The 15,710-nt window shown below is 73.2% G+C and carries 16 protein-coding genes and 1 pseudogene; 15 read left to right on the top strand and 2 right to left on the bottom strand.

Annotated elements, in window-relative coordinates:
- Positions 1-26: 26 nt before the first annotated feature.
- A complete protein-coding gene (locus tag AC0L6Y_RS08175) occupies positions 27-824 on the top strand; it encodes an LLM class F420-dependent oxidoreductase (protein WP_473550668.1) in 798 nt (265 codons plus the stop codon).
- Here the strand turns inward: AC0L6Y_RS08175 and AC0L6Y_RS08170 are convergent.
- On the bottom strand, positions 821-2,080 hold the full coding sequence (locus tag AC0L6Y_RS08170; RefSeq protein ID WP_473550665.1) for a glutamyl-tRNA reductase: 1,260 nt from the start codon (positions 2,078-2,080) through the stop codon (positions 821-823). The two genes, AC0L6Y_RS08175 and AC0L6Y_RS08170, sit on opposite strands and share 4 nt — an antisense overlap.
- Positions 2,081-2,147: 67 nt before the next feature.
- Here AC0L6Y_RS08170 and hemE point away from each other — a divergent pair, with 67 nt between their 5' ends.
- The 14 genes and pseudogenes from hemE (at position 2,148) to trmD (ending at position 14,739) form a co-directional block, all read left to right on the top strand.
- Complete coding sequence (hemE, locus tag AC0L6Y_RS08165; RefSeq protein WP_473550661.1) at positions 2,148-3,230, top strand: uroporphyrinogen decarboxylase; 1,083 nt, start codon at positions 2,148-2,150, stop codon at positions 3,228-3,230.
- Between the two features lies 1 nt (position 3,231).
- A complete protein-coding gene (locus AC0L6Y_RS08160; RefSeq protein WP_473550657.1) occupies positions 3,232-4,455 on the top strand; it encodes a protoporphyrinogen/coproporphyrinogen oxidase in 1,224 nt (407 codons plus the stop codon).
- Positions 4,456-4,516: 61 nt separating this feature from the next.
- Complete coding sequence (hemQ, locus tag AC0L6Y_RS08155; protein ID WP_473550654.1) at positions 4,517-5,203, top strand: hydrogen peroxide-dependent heme synthase; 687 nt, start codon at positions 4,517-4,519, stop codon at positions 5,201-5,203.
- A complete protein-coding gene (locus tag AC0L6Y_RS08150) occupies positions 5,200-6,411 on the top strand; it encodes a ferrochelatase (RefSeq protein ID WP_473550650.1) in 1,212 nt (403 codons plus the stop codon). Before hemQ ends, AC0L6Y_RS08150 begins: the two co-directional genes overlap by 4 nt.
- On the top strand, positions 6,408-7,364 hold the full coding sequence (hemC, locus tag AC0L6Y_RS08145) for a hydroxymethylbilane synthase (protein ID WP_473550647.1): 957 nt from the start codon (positions 6,408-6,410) through the stop codon (positions 7,362-7,364). The genes AC0L6Y_RS08150 and hemC overlap by 4 nt, the downstream gene beginning before the upstream one ends.
- Positions 7,361-8,170: a uroporphyrinogen-III synthase gene (locus AC0L6Y_RS08140; RefSeq protein ID WP_473550642.1), complete on the top strand. Its 810-nt coding sequence runs from the start codon at positions 7,361-7,363 to the stop codon at positions 8,168-8,170. Before hemC ends, AC0L6Y_RS08140 begins: the two co-directional genes overlap by 4 nt.
- Positions 8,167-9,141, top strand: coding sequence for a porphobilinogen synthase (hemB, locus tag AC0L6Y_RS08135; RefSeq protein ID WP_473550639.1), 975 nt, complete (start codon positions 8,167-8,169; stop codon positions 9,139-9,141). Before AC0L6Y_RS08140 ends, hemB begins: the two co-directional genes overlap by 4 nt.
- Positions 9,129-10,481, top strand: a complete 1,353-nt coding sequence (gene hemL, locus AC0L6Y_RS08130; protein ID WP_473550637.1) for a glutamate-1-semialdehyde 2,1-aminomutase — start codon at positions 9,129-9,131, stop codon at positions 10,479-10,481. The genes hemB and hemL overlap by 13 nt, the downstream gene beginning before the upstream one ends.
- A 61-nt stretch (positions 10,482-10,542) precedes the next feature.
- A complete protein-coding gene (locus tag AC0L6Y_RS08125) occupies positions 10,543-11,358 on the top strand; it encodes an LLM class F420-dependent oxidoreductase (RefSeq protein ID WP_473550635.1) in 816 nt (271 codons plus the stop codon).
- A 46-nt stretch (positions 11,359-11,404) separates the two neighbouring features.
- The gene (locus AC0L6Y_RS08120; RefSeq protein ID WP_473550632.1) at positions 11,405-12,358 is read left to right on the top strand and encodes a DMT family transporter; all 954 of its coding nucleotides are present in this window, start codon (positions 11,405-11,407) and stop codon (positions 12,356-12,358) included.
- Positions 12,359-12,537: 179 nt separating this feature from the next.
- Complete coding sequence (gene rpsP / locus AC0L6Y_RS08115; RefSeq protein WP_473550628.1) at positions 12,538-12,993, top strand: 30S ribosomal protein S16; 456 nt, start codon at positions 12,538-12,540, stop codon at positions 12,991-12,993.
- A gap of 5 nt (positions 12,994-12,998) precedes the next feature.
- Positions 12,999-13,238 (top strand): RNA-binding protein, encoded by a 240-nt coding sequence (locus AC0L6Y_RS08110; RefSeq protein WP_294179190.1) that lies wholly within the window; start codon positions 12,999-13,001, stop codon positions 13,236-13,238.
- Positions 13,239-13,309: 71 nt separating this feature from the next.
- Positions 13,310-13,870 (top strand): annotated as a pseudogene (rimM, locus tag AC0L6Y_RS08105) (ribosome maturation factor RimM); the annotation flags it as partial.
- A gap of 164 nt (positions 13,871-14,034) precedes the next feature.
- Positions 14,035-14,739, top strand: coding sequence for a tRNA (guanosine(37)-N1)-methyltransferase TrmD (gene trmD, locus AC0L6Y_RS08100; protein ID WP_473550625.1), 705 nt, complete (start codon positions 14,035-14,037; stop codon positions 14,737-14,739).
- Here trmD and map read toward each other — a convergent pair.
- The gene (map, locus tag AC0L6Y_RS08095) at positions 14,736-15,506 is read right to left on the bottom strand and encodes a type I methionyl aminopeptidase (RefSeq protein WP_473550622.1); all 771 of its coding nucleotides are present in this window, start codon (positions 15,504-15,506) and stop codon (positions 14,736-14,738) included. The two genes, trmD and map, sit on opposite strands and share 4 nt — an antisense overlap.
- Positions 15,507-15,710: the final 204 nt, after the last annotated feature.

The raw sequence follows: 15,710 nt of genomic DNA, 5'->3' as shown, positions 1-15,710 counted from the left end.
CCCTCGCCGCGCGATAGCGTCGAGCAATGACTTCTCGCCCCGTCCGACTCGGCGTGCAAATGGCGCCGCAGCACACCCTCTACCCGCACATCCGTGACACCGTCCTCGAGCTGGAGCAGCTCGGCGTCGACGTGCTGTTCAACTGGGACCACTTCTTCCCGCTCTCCGGCGACCGCGAGGGCCTGCACTTCGAGTCGTGGACGGAGCTGGCCGCCTGGGCGGAGCTGACCAGCCGGGTCGAGTTCGGCGCGCTGGTGAACTGCAACAGCTACCGCAACCCCGACCTGCAGGCCGACATGGCCCGCACGATCGACCACATCAGCGCCAAGGACGGCACCGGCCGCTTCATCTTCGGCACCGGCTCGGGCTGGTTCGAGCGGGACTACGTCGAGTACGGCTACGAGTTCGGCACGGCCGGCTCGCGCCTGAACGACCTCGCGGCGGCGATGCCGCGCATCGAGGAGCGCTGGGCGAAGCTGAACCCGCCGCCCACGCGCAAGATCCCCGTGCTCATCGGCGGCGGCGGCGAGAAGAAGACGCTGCGGATCGTGGCCCAGCACGCCGACATCTGGCACAGCTTCGCGGCCCCGGCCGACCTGCAGCGCAAGCTCGGCATCCTGGCCGAGCACGGTGCCGCGGTCGGGCGCGACGTCTCCGAGATCGAGATCTCGAACGAGCTGCGGAACCGCGACGAGCACGAGGCGGACGCGCTGCGCGAACTGGGCGTCAGCCTGTTCACGATCGGGATCACCGGTCCCGACTACGACGTGCAGACGGTGCGCCGCTGGCTCGCCTGGCGCGACGCCGCGAACGCGCAGCGCTAGCCGGCCGCGGCGTCGAGGCTGCCGCGGCCGCGGCGCTCGGACCGATCGACGGTGACGTCGAAGAGCGTCTCGAGTGCCGCATCCACGCGCTCCGCCTCGCCCGCCCGGGCGTGCTCGCGGGCCCGCACCGTCGGCTCGTGCAGCAGCACCCCGGCGAGGTGGCGCAGCGCGGCCGCGACCTCGGGCCCTTCGCCGCGCGCGGCGGAGCGGGCGAGCTCGGCATCCAGGATGCCCGCCATGTGACGGTGCAGTGCCGAGATCGCGGGCACCGCGTCGAGTTCGCGGGACTCGGCGGCGAAGCTGTCGGTCGCGTGCGAGACGAGCGCGCGGGCGTCGTCGGAGACGGCGAACTCGTCGAGTCCGGCGTGCAGGCGCACCGTCTCGAGGTCGAGCAGGGTGATCTCGGCCAGGGTCGAGATCGCCGGGTCGACGTTTCGCGGCAGCCCCAGGTCGACGATGAGCTGCGGGTGGCGCTGGGCGAAGCGGTCGCGCGTGCCGGCGTGCTCCGCCGCCTCGACCACGATGTCTCCGGTCGAGCAGGTGACGATCACGTCGGCGGCCGCGAGCGCGGCGGGCGCCTCCTCGTGCTCGAGCGGGGTGAGCCCGCGCGGGATCCCGAAGGCGGCGGCGCGGCCCGAGCGCGAGTGCACCGCGATGTCGCGCGCCCCGCGACGTCGCAGCGCGGCGACCGCGACGCGCGCGTACTGCCCGGTGCCGATCAGCACCACGCGTGCCGTCTCCCAGGAGTCGATGCGGCTCGAGGCCAGCTCGAGCGCGAGCTCGGCGAGCGAGCGGCCGACGGTCTCCAGCCCGGTCGCGGCGCGCACGCCGCGCGAGGTCTGCGAGGCCTGCTGGAAGGCGCGCTCCAGATCGCGTGAGGTCGTTCCGGCGCGGCGGGCCTGCTCCAGCGCGGTGCGCACCTGCCCGGCGATCTCCGTCTCGCCGACGACGACCGACTCGAGGCCCGAGGCCACGGCGAACAGGTGCTCGACCGCGCGCATCCCGGTGTGCACCTGCAGCGAGGGCTCCAGATCGGCCAACGGCACCCCGCTGCGCTCGCTGAGCTGCTCCAGCACGATCTCGAAGCCGATCTCGCTCGCCGGGCTGAGCGGCTCCTCGAGGTCCAGATAGGCCTCGAAGCGGTTGCAGGTCGCCACCACGATCGCGCCGTTGACGCAGTCGAACTCGGCGACCAGCTGCTCGGCGATGCCGTCGTGGTCGCTCGCGAGCTTCTCGAGAATGGGGAGAGGCGTCACACGGTGATGGGCGGTAACGCAGGCGAGCACCGGCAAAGTCTAAGTCACGGGATGCGAGACTTTACTGATGCCATCCGACGCCCTGCCTCCGACCCATCCGCTGCGCTCCGGAGTCGTCGCCGACTCCCCGCTGCTCGCCGCGATGCGGGGCACCCGCCCCGAGACCCTGCCCGTCTGGTTCATGCGCCAGGCCGGACGCTCGCTGCCCGAGTACCGCGAGCTGCGCGTGGGCCACGCGATGCTCGACGCCTGCCTCACCCCGGAGCTCGCCGCCGAGATCACCCTGCAGCCCGTGCGTCGGCACGGCGTGGACGCGGGCATCTTCTTCAGCGACATCGTGGTGCCGCTCAAGCTCGCCGGGCTCGACGTCGAGATCGTCGCCGGACGCGGGCCGGTGTTCGCCACCCCGGTGACGAGCCGCGCGCAGATCGACGCGCTGCCGGACCCCGAGGGCGTCGACATGGCGCCCATCGCGGCCGCCGTCGCGCTCACCGTCGCCGAGCTGGAGGCGACGCCCCTCATCGGCTTCGCCGGCGCCCCGTTCACCCTGGCCGCCTATCTCGTCGCGGGCGGCCCGGATCGCGATCAGCTGCAGGCCCGGCGGCTCATGCACGCCGAGCCGGAGACCTGGGATGCGCTCGTCGACTGGCTCGCGCGTCTCACCGGGCGCTTCCTTCAGACGCAGGTGCAGGCGGGAGCCAGCGCGCTGCGGCTCTTCGACTCCTGGGCGGGCGGGCTCTCGCTCGCCGACTATGAGCGCTTCGCCGCTCCCGCCTCGCGCCGCGCGCTCGACGTCGTGCGCCCCGCGCTCGGCGAGGGGGCGGATCGGGCGCCGCTCGTGCACTTCGCGACCGGCAGCTTCGAGCCGCTGCCCGCGATGCGCGATGCGGGGGTCGACGTCGTCGGCATCGACCACCGCATCCCGCTCGACGTCGCGGTCTCGCGCCTCGGCGCGGGCGTGCCGGTGCAGGGCAACATCGATCCGGCGCTGCTGACGGCCCCGTGGGAGGTGCTCGAGGCGCACGTGCGCGACGTCGTGCGGCGCGGTCAGGCGGCGCCGGCGCACGTCGTGAACCTCGGCCACGGCGTTCCCGCCGACACCGACCCGACGGTGCTCACGCGCATCGTCGAGCTGGTGCACTCGCTCTGACATGCCGCACGCGAGAGTCATCGGGGGCGGCATCGCGGGCCTGGTCGCGGCGCGCGAGCTCGCCGAACGCGGCTGGCAGGTCACCCTGCACGAGGCGAGCGACCGGGTGGGCGGCACGATCCACGCGATCCCGGTTCCGGACGGGCTCGGCGGCGAGGTTCTGCTGGATGTCGGCGCCGAGAGCTTCGCGACTCGGCAGGGCACGGTCGCGGCGCTGCTCGACGAGCTGGGGCTCGCCTCCCGCATCGTCGCGCCGTCTCCGCGCAGCGCCTGGCTGAGCGGGCCCGCGGGCGATCTGCCGCTGCCGGCGACGGGCGTGCTCGGCATCCCGCAGAGCGTGCTCTCGCGCGACGTGCGCCGCGTCATCGGGCTTCGCGGCGTGCTGCGCGCGCTCGGCGACGCCGTCGTGCCGTTGGGCGAGGTGAGCGGCGACGAGACCGTGGATGCGCTGGTGCGACGCCGGGTCGGCGCGCGCATCGCCGACCGGCTCGTCGCGCCCATCGCCGAGGGCGTGTACTCGCGCTCGCCGGATCAGCTGCGTGTGCGCGACGTGCTGCCCGAGATCCTGACCCAGGGGCGCACGCGCTCGCTGCGCGCGGCCGTGCGCCGGATCCGCGAGAACCGCCCCGCGGGCGCCGCCGTCGCCGGGCTCGACGGCGGCATCAACGTGCTGGTGCAGAGCCTCGAGGCGCGCCTGCGCGAGCTCGGCGCGAAGATCCGACTCGACGACGCACGCGAGGCGGGGGAGCCGGGCGACGATCTCGTCATCGACGCGCGCCCGGGACCCGCCGCCAGCCGCACCACGGTCGTCACGCTCGTTCTCGACGCCCCCGAACTCGACGCGGCGCCCCGCGGCACCGGCGTGCTCGTCACTCGCTCCGGCGGCGACGTGCCGCGCGCGCTCACCCACTCCAGCGCCAAGTGGCCGTGGCTCGCCGCCCGGCTCGTGCCGCACCGCCACGCGCTGCGCGTCAGCTACGACGGCCACCGCGCCGACGACGCCGCGCTGCGCGCCCGGGCGCTCGCCGACGCGTCGCGGCTGCTCGGCCTCGACCTCGCGAGCCGCGAACCGGTCGTCGCGCACGTCGCGCACTGGAGCCAGTCCGAACGCGTGACGCCCCCGGAATCCGCCGCCGTGCTGCGCGTCGGCGCAGCGGTCGCCGGGTCGGGACTCGCGCGCGTCATCGCGCACGCGCGAGCCGTCGTCGCCGCCCGCGCCGGCTGAGGCATCCGCCGTCGCCCCCGCTCACCGTCACCGCCCACCTCGCCATGAAAGAATCGCCCCCATGTCGTCACCGTCATCGTCGTCCTCCGGCTTCGCGCTCTGGGCGGTGTTCCAGCGTCCGCCGCTCACCGCGCCGGACGTCTCCGATCCCGCCGAGGTCGCGGAGCGCCTCGATTCCGCCGTGCGGGATCTCGCCGCGGCCGAGGTCGTGACCCGCGGCATCTACGACGTCTCCGGGCTCCGCGCCGACGCCGACCTGATGGTCTGGCTGCACGGCCCGAGCGCCGAGGGCCTGCAGCGGTCCCTGCGCGAGCTGCGCCGCCGCACCGTCCTGGGTGAGCTGCTCCCGGTGTGGAACGCGATGGGCGTGCACCGCGACGCCGAGTTCAACCGGGCGCACGTGCCCGGCTTCCTGCGCGGCGAGCACGCCCGCGAATGGCTCACCGTCTACCCCTTCGTGCGCAGCTACGAGTGGTACCTGCTGCCCGAGGCCGAGCGTCGCACCATGCTCGCCGAGCACGGCCGCGCCGGCGCCGCGTTCACGAGCGTCGTCGCCAACACCGTCGCGTCGTTCGCGCTGGGCGACTGGGAGTGGATCCTGCCGATGGAGTCCGACTCGCTCACCGACCTGGTCGACATGATGCGCGACCTGCGCGCCACGGATGCGCGCCGCCACGTGCGCGAGGAGGTGCCGTTCTACACCGGACGCCGCATCGCCTCGACCGAGCTGGCGGAGGTGCTCGCGTGAGCGCCGAGAACCTCGGATCCACGGGCGCCCCGCCGCGAGTGCTCGCCGCGAGCCAGCCGGCGGCCGACGGCCCCGAGCACGTCGCGACGCCGGTCGCCTACGACGCGATCCTGCTCGCCGGGTTCGGCGGACCGGAGGGCCAGGACGACGTGATCCCGTTCCTGAAGAACGTGACCCGCGGGCGCGGAATCCCCGAGGAGCGCCTCGAGGAGGTGGCCCACCACTACCGCCACTTCGGAGGGGTGAGCCCGATCAACGACCAGAACCGCGAGCTGAAGGCGGCGCTCGAGGCCGAGCTCGCCCGGCGCGGCATCGACCTGCCCGTGTACTGGGGCAACCGCAACTGGGACCCGTACCTCGCCGACGCCGTCCAGGCGGCGCACGACGACGGGCACCGCACGCTGCTCGGCATCGCGACGAGCGCCTACAGCTCGTTCTCGAGCTGCCGCCAGTACCGCGAGGACTTCGCCCTCGCGCTCGAGGCCACGGGCCTCCACGGCGAGGTGACGATCGACAAGGTGCGCCAGTACTTCGACCACCCCGGATTCGTGGAGCCCTTCATCGAGGCCCTCACGAACGGCGTGCGCGACCTGCTCGCACAGCTGGGTGACGGCGCCGATGCCGCCCGCGACATCCGCGTGCTGTTCGCCACCCACTCGATCCCGACCTCCGATGCCGAGCGCAGCGGTCCCCGCGACCGCGACTTCGGCGAGGGCGGCGCCTACGCGGCGCAGCACCTGGCCGTGAGCGAGATCGTGGCGGCCGAGGCCGCCCGCGCGCTGGGCCTCGACCGACTGAACTGGGAGCTCGTCTACCAGTCGCGCTCGGGCCCGCCCACGCAGCCGTGGCTGGAGCCGGACATCAACGACCGCATCGCCGAGCTGCCCGCCGAGGGCGTGCGAGCCGTGGCGATCGTGCCGGTCGGGTTCCTCTCCGACCACATGGAGGTGCTCTGGGATCTCGACAACGAGGCGACCGAGTCGGCCGAGGAGGCCGGGCTGCTGTCGGTCCGCGTCGCGACCCCCGGGTCGCACGCCGCCTTCGTGCGCGGCCTCGTCGACCTCGTTCTCGAGCGGCGCGACGGCACCCCGCCCGCCGAGCGCCCCGCGCTGACGGAGCTCGGGCCGTGGTTCGACGTGTGCCGCCCCGGCTGCTGCGAGAACGTCCGCGCCGGATTCAAACCGGCGGTCTCCGGGGTCGCCCCGTGACCTCCGCGCGCATCGGAACGCGGGGCAGCCAGCTCGCGCTCGCGCAGAGCGGCCAGGTCGCCGAGACGCTCGCCGGCGTGCTCGGCACCCCCGTTCCGCTCGTTCCGCTGCGCAGCGAGGGCGACGACCTTCGCGGACCGCTCACCGGCCTCGGCACGACCGGGGTCTTCGCGACCCGGCTGCGTGAGGCGCTGCTCGACGGCGCGTGCGAGCTGCTCGTGCACTCCTTCAAGGACCTGCCGGTCGCCGCGTACCCGGGTCTGCGGGTCGTCGCGGTGCCCGAGCGGGCGGATGCGCGCGACGCGCTCTGCACGCGCGAGGGGCGGACGCTCGCGGAGCTGCCGCCGAACGCGCGCGTCGGCACCGGCTCTCCGCGCCGCGCCGCCGCGCTGCTGCGTCTGCGTCCCGACCTGCGGATCGAGGCGATCCGCGGCAACGTCGACACTCGGCTCGGCAAGCTCGACGAGGGGCTGGATGCCGTCGTGCTCGCCGCCGCGGGGCTGGCCCGCCTGGGCCGCCAGGACGCCGTCGCCGAGTTCTTCGACCTCGACGCCCTGATGCCCGCTCCCGCGCAGGGCGCGCTCGCGCTCGAGGTGCGGGAGGACGCCCCTCCGGCGCTGCTGGCGGCCCTCGACGCTGTCAACGATCCGGCGGCGCACGCCTCGGCCGTCGCCGAGCGTGCCGTGCTCGCCGAGCTGGAGGCCGGCTGCTCGGCCCCGATCTCGGCCTGGGCCGAGGTCGCGGACGACCGCCTGCGGCTGCGGGCGCGGGTGATCAGCCCCGACGGGGCGGCGCTCGCCGACGCCGCCGGCGACGCGGAATGGGGCTCCGGAGTCCCCGGCGCCCCCGCGGAGCAGCTCGACGTCGCCCTCGCCCTCGGACACCGCGTGGGTGCCGAGCTTCGCGAGCGCATGCGCGCCGACGCGGCCCTCGACGGGCTGGTGGCGTCATGACCGGGGCACTCGATGGCCGCCGCGTCCTGATCGCCGGCTCGCCGCAGTTCGGGCAGGAGCTCGCCGCCGAGCTCGAGGCGCGCGGCGCGCATCCGGAGCTCGCCCCGTTCATCCGCACCGCGACCGCCGCCGCCCAGCCGTGGCGCGACGCCGTGACCCAGCTCGTCTCCGGCGGATTCGACTGGGTGATCGTGACCAGCCAGGCGACCGTGCGTGAGCTGGCCGCGCTCGATCTCGACATCCCCGAGAGCACGCGCGTCGCCGCCGTCGGCCCCGCCACCGCGCGCGCGCTCACCGCCACCGGTCTGACCGTGTCGCTCGTGCCGGCCGAGCATTCGGCGCGCGGACTCCTCGCCGACCCGAGTTTCGCCGCGACCACGGGGCGACGCATCCTGGTGCCGCAGTCCGAGCTCGCCGCCCCGCTGCTCGCCGAGGGCCTCGCCGATCTCGGGCACGAGGTCACCGCGCTCGTCGCCTACCGGATCGAGGCGGTCCCCGCTCCACCGCGGCTCGTCGAGCGGATCCGCGCGGGCGAGTTCGACGCCCTCGTCGTCAGCTCCGGCAGCGTCGGCCACGAGGTGCAGAGCCAGTGCGCGCCGCTGCCCGAGACGACGCACCTGATCGCGATGGGCCCGGCGACCGCCGAGGCCACGCGCGACGTCGGACTCCGCGTCGACGGCTTCGCGCTCGACCGCACCCCCACGGCGCTCGCCGACGCGGTCGAGCAGGTGCTCGCGGGGCGCTGGTCGCCGCCCGCGGCGGGCGAGCGTCGACCCGCCCACGACCGAGAGGACGACTCCGCATGAGCGGACCCACGATCCGACCGCGCCGACTGCGCCGCACGCCCGCCGTGCGCGCCCTCGCGCGCGAGACCCACCTCACGCCGTCGCAGCTCGTGCTGCCGGTGTTCGTGCGCGAAGGCATCACCGAGGCCCAGCCGATCCTCTCGATGCCGGGCGTCGTCCAGCATCCGCTCTCCGAGGTCGGCCGGGTGGCCGCCCGCGTGGCCGAGGCCGGGCTCGGCGGCATCATGCTGTTCGGGGTGCCCGAGACCCGCGACGCGACCGGATCGGGGATCCTCGACCCGAAGGGCATCCTCAACCGCGCGATCCGCGCCGCCGTCGTCGAGGTCGGCGACGCCACGGTGATCCAGGCGGATCTGTGCCTCGACGAGTTCACCAACCACGGCCACTGCGGCGTGCTCGACGCCCACGGCGCGGTCGACAACGACGCCACCCTGGAGGTCTACGCGCAGGCCGCCGTCGCCCAGGCCGAGGCCGGGGCCCACCTGCTCGGACTGTCCGGGATGATGGACGGCCAGACGGCGGTCGCCCGTCACGCGCTCGACGCCGCCGGACACGCCGACGTCGCGCTGCTGGCGTACTCGGCGAAGTACGCCTCCGCGCTCTACGGCCCCTTCCGCGACGCCGTCGACTCGCAGCTGCGCGGCGACCGTCGCAGCTACCAGCTCGACCCCGCCAACGGCCGCGAAGGGCTGCGCGAGGCGGCGCTCGACGTCGCCGAAGGCGCCGACATCGTCATGGTCAAGCCGGCCAGCTTCTACCTGGATGTGCTCGCCGAGGTCGCGGCGGAGAGCCCCGTCCCGGTGTGGGCGTATCAGGTCTCGGGGGAGTACGCGATGATCGAAGCCGCCTCCGCGAACGGCTGGATCGACCGCCGTCGGGCGATCGAGGAGTCGGTGATCTCGATCCGCCGCGCCGGCGCCGACGCCGTGCTCAGCTACTGGGCGCTCGAGCTGGCGGAGTGGGCGAAGTGACCGCCCGCGAGCCCTCGCGCTCCGAGCAGCTGTTCGACCGCGCGCGTCGCATCCTCCCCGGCGGGGTCGACTCGCCCGTGCGCGCTTTCGGCTCGGTCGGCGGAACTCCGCGCTTCCTCGCCTCCGCGCACGGCGCGTACGTCGTGGATGCCGACGGCACCGAACTCGTCGACCTGGTCGGCTCCTGGGGTCCGGCGCTGCTCGGGCACGCGCATCCCGAGGTCGTCGACGCGGTGCAGCGCGCCGCCGCCCGCGCGCTGTCGTTCGGCGCGCCCACCGAGGGCGAGGTCGAGCTCGCCGAGCTGATCGCCGAGCGGTTCGCGCGCACCGGCCCCGATGGGGTGCGGCTCGCCCCGATCGAGCGGCTGCGACTGGTCTCGACCGGCACCGAGGCGACGATGACGGCGATCCGCCTGGTGCGCGGCGCCACCGGACGCGACCTGGTGATCAAGTTCGCGGGCCACTACCACGGCCACTCCGACGGACTGCTGGCCGAGGCGGGCTCGGGGCTGGCGACGCAGGCGCTCCCGGGCTCGGCGGGCGTCACCGCCGCGACCGCGAGCCAGACGATCGTGCTGCCCTACAACGACCTCGACGCCGTGCGCGCCGCGTTCGCCCAGCATCCGGATCAGATCGCCGGGATCATCGTCGAATCGGCGGGTGCCAACATGGGCGTCGTCGCGCCGGTGCCCGGTTTCACCCGCGCGCTGCGGGATGTCTGCCACGAGCACGGCGCTCTGCTCATCGTCGACGAGGTGCTGACCGGCTTCCGCGCGGGGCCCGCCGGCTACTGGGGCATCGAGGTCGACGCGGGCGAGGGATACCTGCCCGACCTGGTCTGCTTCGGCAAGGTGATCGGCGGCGGGCTGCCCGTCGCCGCGATCGGCGGGCGCGCCGACCTGCTCGAGCTGCTCGCACCGCTGGGGCCGGTCTACCAGGCGGGAACGCTGAGCGGCAATCCGGTCGCGGTCGCCGCGGGGCTCGCGACGCTGCGCCTCGCCGACGACGCCGCCTACGCGCGCCTCGCGGCGGCCGCGGATGCCGTCGCCACGGGGGTCTCCGCCGCGCTGGCGGCGGAGGGGGTCGAGCACGTGGTGCCGCGGGCCGGGACCCTGTTCTCGTTCGCCTTCCGGGCTGAGCTGCCGCGCACCTACCGCGAGGTGCAGGACCAGCGCGCCGAGCGGTATCCGGCGCTGTTCCACGCCTTCCTGGACCAGGGTGTGATGCCGCCGCCGAGCGTGTTCGAGGCGTGGTTCGTCTCCGCCTCGCACGACGAGCTCGCGATCGGCCGCATCCTCGACGCGGCCCCGGCCGCGGCGCGCGCCGCGGCCGCCGTCTGAGCGGGACGGCGAGCCCGCCACAGCCACCGAGAATGTCTCAACTCTGAGGTAGGCTCGCCGCATGGGCTTCGCCACCACCGAGCGCCTCCGAATCGGCGTTCAGCTCACCCCGCAGCACACCGGGTACGGCGCGATCCGCGACGCCGTGCTGCGGTTCGAGGACCTCGGGGTCGACGCGATCTTCAACTGGGATCACTTCTTCCCGCTCACCGGCGACCCTGCGGGCGCGCACTTCGAGGCGTGGACCACGCTCGCCGCGATCGCGGAGCAGACGTCGCGCGTCGAATTCGGCCCGCTCGTCAACTGCTCCGCCTTCCGGAACCCCGACCTGCAGGCCGATATGGCGCGAACGATCGACCACATCAGCGCCAAAGACGGCCCCGGGCGCTTCATCTTCGGAACCGGCTCCGGCTGGTTCGAACGGGACTTCGTCGGGTACGGCTACCCGTTCGGAACGCCCGGCGGCCGCCTGGATGCGCTCGCCGAGGACCTGGTGCGGATCCGCTCGCGCTGGGGCCAGGTGAACCCGGCGCCCACGCGGCGCATCCCGATCCTCATCGGCGGGGGCGGAGAGCAGAAGACGCTGCGAATCGCCGCGGAGCACGCCGACATCTGGCACAGCTTCGCCGACCCGGACGCGCTGGTGCGCAAGCTCGGGGTGCTTCGGCACTGGTGCGAGGTCGTCGGTCGGGACCCCGCCGAGATCGTGGTCGCCAGCGGCACCAGCACGCGCGGGCTCGGATCTTTGGACACGGCCGTCCTCGAGGCGCAGCTTCAGCTCGGGGTGCGGTTCTTCATCGCCGCCATCGACGGGCCCGACTTCGACCCGGCGCCGATCCGCCGCCTGCTCGCGTGGCGCGAATCGGTCGAGGGCTGACCGGATTCCGGCGGACGCACCGTCGCCGTAGCCGTAGCGTGGGGGCGTGAACCACGCTGCCCGCTCCGCGCCCCGCGAGCATCTCCTCGTGCTCGCCGCCATCGCGGTCACCCTGCTGGCCTGGGCGAGCGCGTTCGTCGTCATCCGCGATGTCGCGCCCGAGATCGGCGGCGGCGCCCTCGCGCTCGGGCGGCTGCTGGTCGGCACGCTGGCGCTCGGGCTGCTCGTCGCGGTGCGCCGCACCTGGGTGCGCCCGACCGGCCGCGAATGGCTGCTGCTCGCGCTCTACGGCGTCGCGTGGTTCGGCGCCTACAACGTGGCGCTCAACCTCGCCGAGCACACGCTCGATGCGGGCACCACGGCGATGATCGTCAACATCGGGCCGATCCTCATCGCGCTCGGCGCGGGCGTGCTGCTGGGGGAGGGCGTCCCGCGCTGGCTCGTGATCGGCGCGCTGGTCGCTTTCCTCGGCGTCGTCGTCATCGGCCTCGCCTCGAGCGTCGCGGTGCCCGGCCGAGAGATCGACCTCGTCGGCATGCTCTGGGCGCTCCTCGCCGCCGTCACCTACGCCGCCGGGGTGCTCGCGCAGAAACCGGTCTCGCGCCGGATCCCCGCGATTCAGACCACGTTCGTCGGCTGCGTCGTCGGGGCGCTCGCCACGCTGCCCTTCGTGAGCCAACTGGCGGCGGAGGCGCGGGACGCGAGCGCGCTCGCGATCGTCGGCGTCGTCTACCTCGGGATCGTGCCCACCGCGCTCGCCTTCACCACGTGGGGCTACGCCCTCGCGCGGATGCCCGCGGGGCGGCTCGGCGTCTCCACCTACATCGTGCCGCCGCTCGTCATCCTGCTCGCCTGGATCGTGCTCGGCGAGATCCCCGCGATCCTCGCCGTCCTCGGCGGGGCGATCTGCCTGCTCGGCGTCGCGCTGAGCCGACGGCGCTCGCGCCCACCGACCGCGTCGCCGCCGGCACCCGCCGTCGCGCCTCCCGCCGCCACCTGATCCTGCGCATCCGCCGACCTGTTCACAGTTCGCGGCGAAATCTGCCAGAATAGTTCTTTGGGTCCCCGCTGCCCGACCCTCTATCCGGTCGCGGACGATCCCCCTTCAGAACTTTCCTGCCGAGTGTGCCCCACGCGCACGGGAGCAGTTCGACCTTCATTCAACGTTTCAGGAGAATCGTGGCTGTCAAGATCCGCCTCAAGCGCCTCGGAAAGATCCGTGCGCCGTACTACCGAATCGTCGTTGCCGACTCGCGCACCAAGCGCGACGGTCGCGTCATCGAAGAGATCGGGAAGTACCACCCGACCGAGGAGCCCTCGTTCATCGAGATCGACTCCGAGCGCGCCCAGTACTGGCTGAGCGTCGGCGCGCAGCCGACCGAGCAGGTCGCGGCCCTCCTCAAGCTCTCGGGCGACTGGGGCATCTTCAAGGGCGAGAAGGGTGCCAAGAGCACCATCAAGACCAAGGAAGCGCCCGTCGCGTTCGTCGTCGACGAGAAGAAGAAGCCGGTTCTCAAGCCCAAGGCGGAGAAGAAGGCCGAGGCCAAGGCTGAGGCTGCTGCCGAGGAGGCCGCTGCCGAGGCTCCCGCCGACGAGACACCCGCCGAGGCTCCGGCCGACGCCGACCAGGCGTAGTCATCATGCTGGCATCCGCTCTGAAGCATCTCGTCACGGGGATCGTCGAGCATCCCGACGATGTTCAGGTGGATTCCTCGAGCTCTGCTCGTGGGGAGGTCCTCGAGGTGCGCGTGCACCCCGAGGACCTCGGCCGCGTGATCGGCCGCGCCGGTCGCACGGCCAAGGCACTGCGCACGCTCGTCAACGCCCTCGCCGACGGTCGACGCGTTCGCGTTGACGTCGTCGACACCGACGAGGCGTGAGCCCCACAACTCCCCGACCCGGTGGAGGGTCCGGTCCGCGCGCCGGCGTCACGCAGCTCCGAGTCGGACGCCTGACGAAAGCACACGGCCTCAAGGGCGCGCTGAAGATCGAGCTCTACACCGACGACCCGGATCGCCGGTTCGCACCGGGATCGAGCTTCTCGCTGCAGGTTCCGTCCTCGTCGCCGTGGCACGGCAAGACGCTCGAACTCGTCGAGCTGCGCTGGTACAACGCGCAGCCGGTCGGATTCTTCGTCGGCGTCGACGACCGCACGGCCGCCGAGACGCTCGTCAAGGCGATCCTCTGGGTCGACCAGGAGACGGCCGAGCTGCCCGAAGAGAAGGACGCCTGGTACGACCACCAGCTCGTCGGCCTCAAGGCCTTCCGCGACGGCGTCGAGATCGGGCGCGTCGTGCGTGTCGACCACTTCCCGGCGCAGGATCTGCTCGCCATTCGCACCGCCGAGCGCGAGGTGCTCGTCCCGTTCGTGGCCGCGATCGTCCCCGAGGTCGACGTCGCTGCGGGCCGTGTCACCGTGACGCCGCCCGCGGGTCTGTTCGAAGACCTGCCCGACGAGCCCGAGCCGACCGCGTCGCCCGCGTCGACCGACGCCGCTGCCTCCGTTGACGACTCCGCTGACGACTCCGCTGCCGCTGACGCACGTGCGCCCGGCGCTGACGCCTGCGCCCGACGTTGCCGCGGCTGCGCCCGACGACGCCGACGCCGAGGCGAAGCCCGACGCGAAGCCCGACGCCGCCGAGTAGCGTCGCGCGCCGAGGTGGCTAGGCTCAACGGGTGCGCATCGACATCGTCACGATCTTCCCGGAGTTCTTCTCCGTGCTCGACGTCTCCCTGCTCGGCAAGGCGCGGGCGACCGGCCTGATCGACGTCCGCGTGCACGACCTGCGCGACTTCACGCACGACCGCCACCGCACCGTCGACGACACCCCCGCGGGCGGCGGCGCCGGCATGGTCATGAAGCCGGAGCCGTGGGGCGAGGCGCTCGATGCCGTGCTCACCGGCGCCCAGGATGCCGTCGTCATCTTCCCGAGCCCGGCCGGTTCGCTGTTCACCCAGGCCGCCGCGCGCGAACTGAGCGACACCGCGCATCTGGTGTTCTGCTGCGGCCGCTACGAGGGCATCGATCAGCGGGTGATCGAGCACGCTCGCACCCGTCCCGAGGTGGCCGAGGTGCGCGAGGTCAGCCTCGGCGACTACGTGCTGAACGGCGGCGAGGTCGCCGTGATGGCGATGGTCGAGGCGATCGGCCGTCTCGTGCCGGGCGTCGTCGGAAACCCCGAGAGCCTCGTCGAGGAGAGCCACGAGGACGGCCTGCTCGAATACCCCAGCTACACCAAGCCCGCCGTCTGGCGGGGCCTGGAGACGCCGCCGATCCTGCTCAGCGGCAACCACGCTGCGATCGCCGCCTGGCGTCACGAGCAGCAGGTGGAGCGCACCCGCCGCGTGCGGCCGGAGCTGCTTCCGCCGGCGGAGTCCTAGCTCGAGCGCTGGGTCAGGATGACGGGGCCGTCGTCCGTGACCGCGATCGTGTGCTCCGCGTGCGCGCCGCGGGAGCCGTCGCGCGAGCGCAGCGTCCAGCCGTCTGCATCCGTGTAGATCTTGTTGGTGGTGTGCAGGAACCACGGCTCGATCGCGAACACCAGGCCGGCGCGCAGCGGCAGGCCGCGTCCGCGGCGGCCGTCGTTCGGGATGTGCGGGTCGCCGTGCATGATGCGGCCGACGCCATGCCCGCCGAAGTCGAGGTTGATCTTCAGCCGGTTCGCCTTGGCGACCTCGCCGATGGCGCCGGAGATGTCGCCCACCTTGTTGCCGACGACGGCGGCCGCGATGCCCGCCTCGAGTGCCTTCTCGGTGATCTCGATGAGGCGCAGGTCCTCCTCGCGGGGCGTGCCGACGGCGATCGTCAAGGCGGAGTCGGAGACCCAGCCGTTGAGGCCGGCGGCGAAGTCGAGCGTGAGCAGGTCGCCGTCCTGCAGCGTGTAGTCGTGGGGGAGGCCGTGCAGCACGCCGTCGTTCACCGAGGTGCAGATGACCTTGCCGAACGGCGAACCGCCGAACGAGGGGTGGTAGTCGATGTAGCAGGACTCGGCACCCGCGGAGCGGATCATGTCGTGTGCGAGCGCGTCGAGCTCGAGCAGGTTGACGCCGACCGCGGCGGCATCGCGCGTGGCTTCCAGAACGCTCGCCACGAACGCGCCCGCCGCGCGCATCTCATCGATTTCGGCCGGGGTGCGCAATTCAATCACCGCACGAGCCTAGCCACTTCGGGCGGTGCGAGCACGGCCCGACGCCGGCCGGTTTTCTGAGCGGCCCCGAATATGGCAGAATAAGCGTTTGTGCCCGGCGCGACTCTGCCATAGGGGAGTCGCGGTTCTGCCGAACAGCACAACTTTTCTTCTTCATCACCGATACCCCGCGTCCCGACCTGTGGCGAACGCAGAGAGCGAACT

The organism is Pseudolysinimonas sp. 10J20-29 (assembly GCF_055809595.1).
Note: the sequence above shows the minus strand (reverse complement) of the source record. Positions and strands in the feature narration are given on the sequence as shown.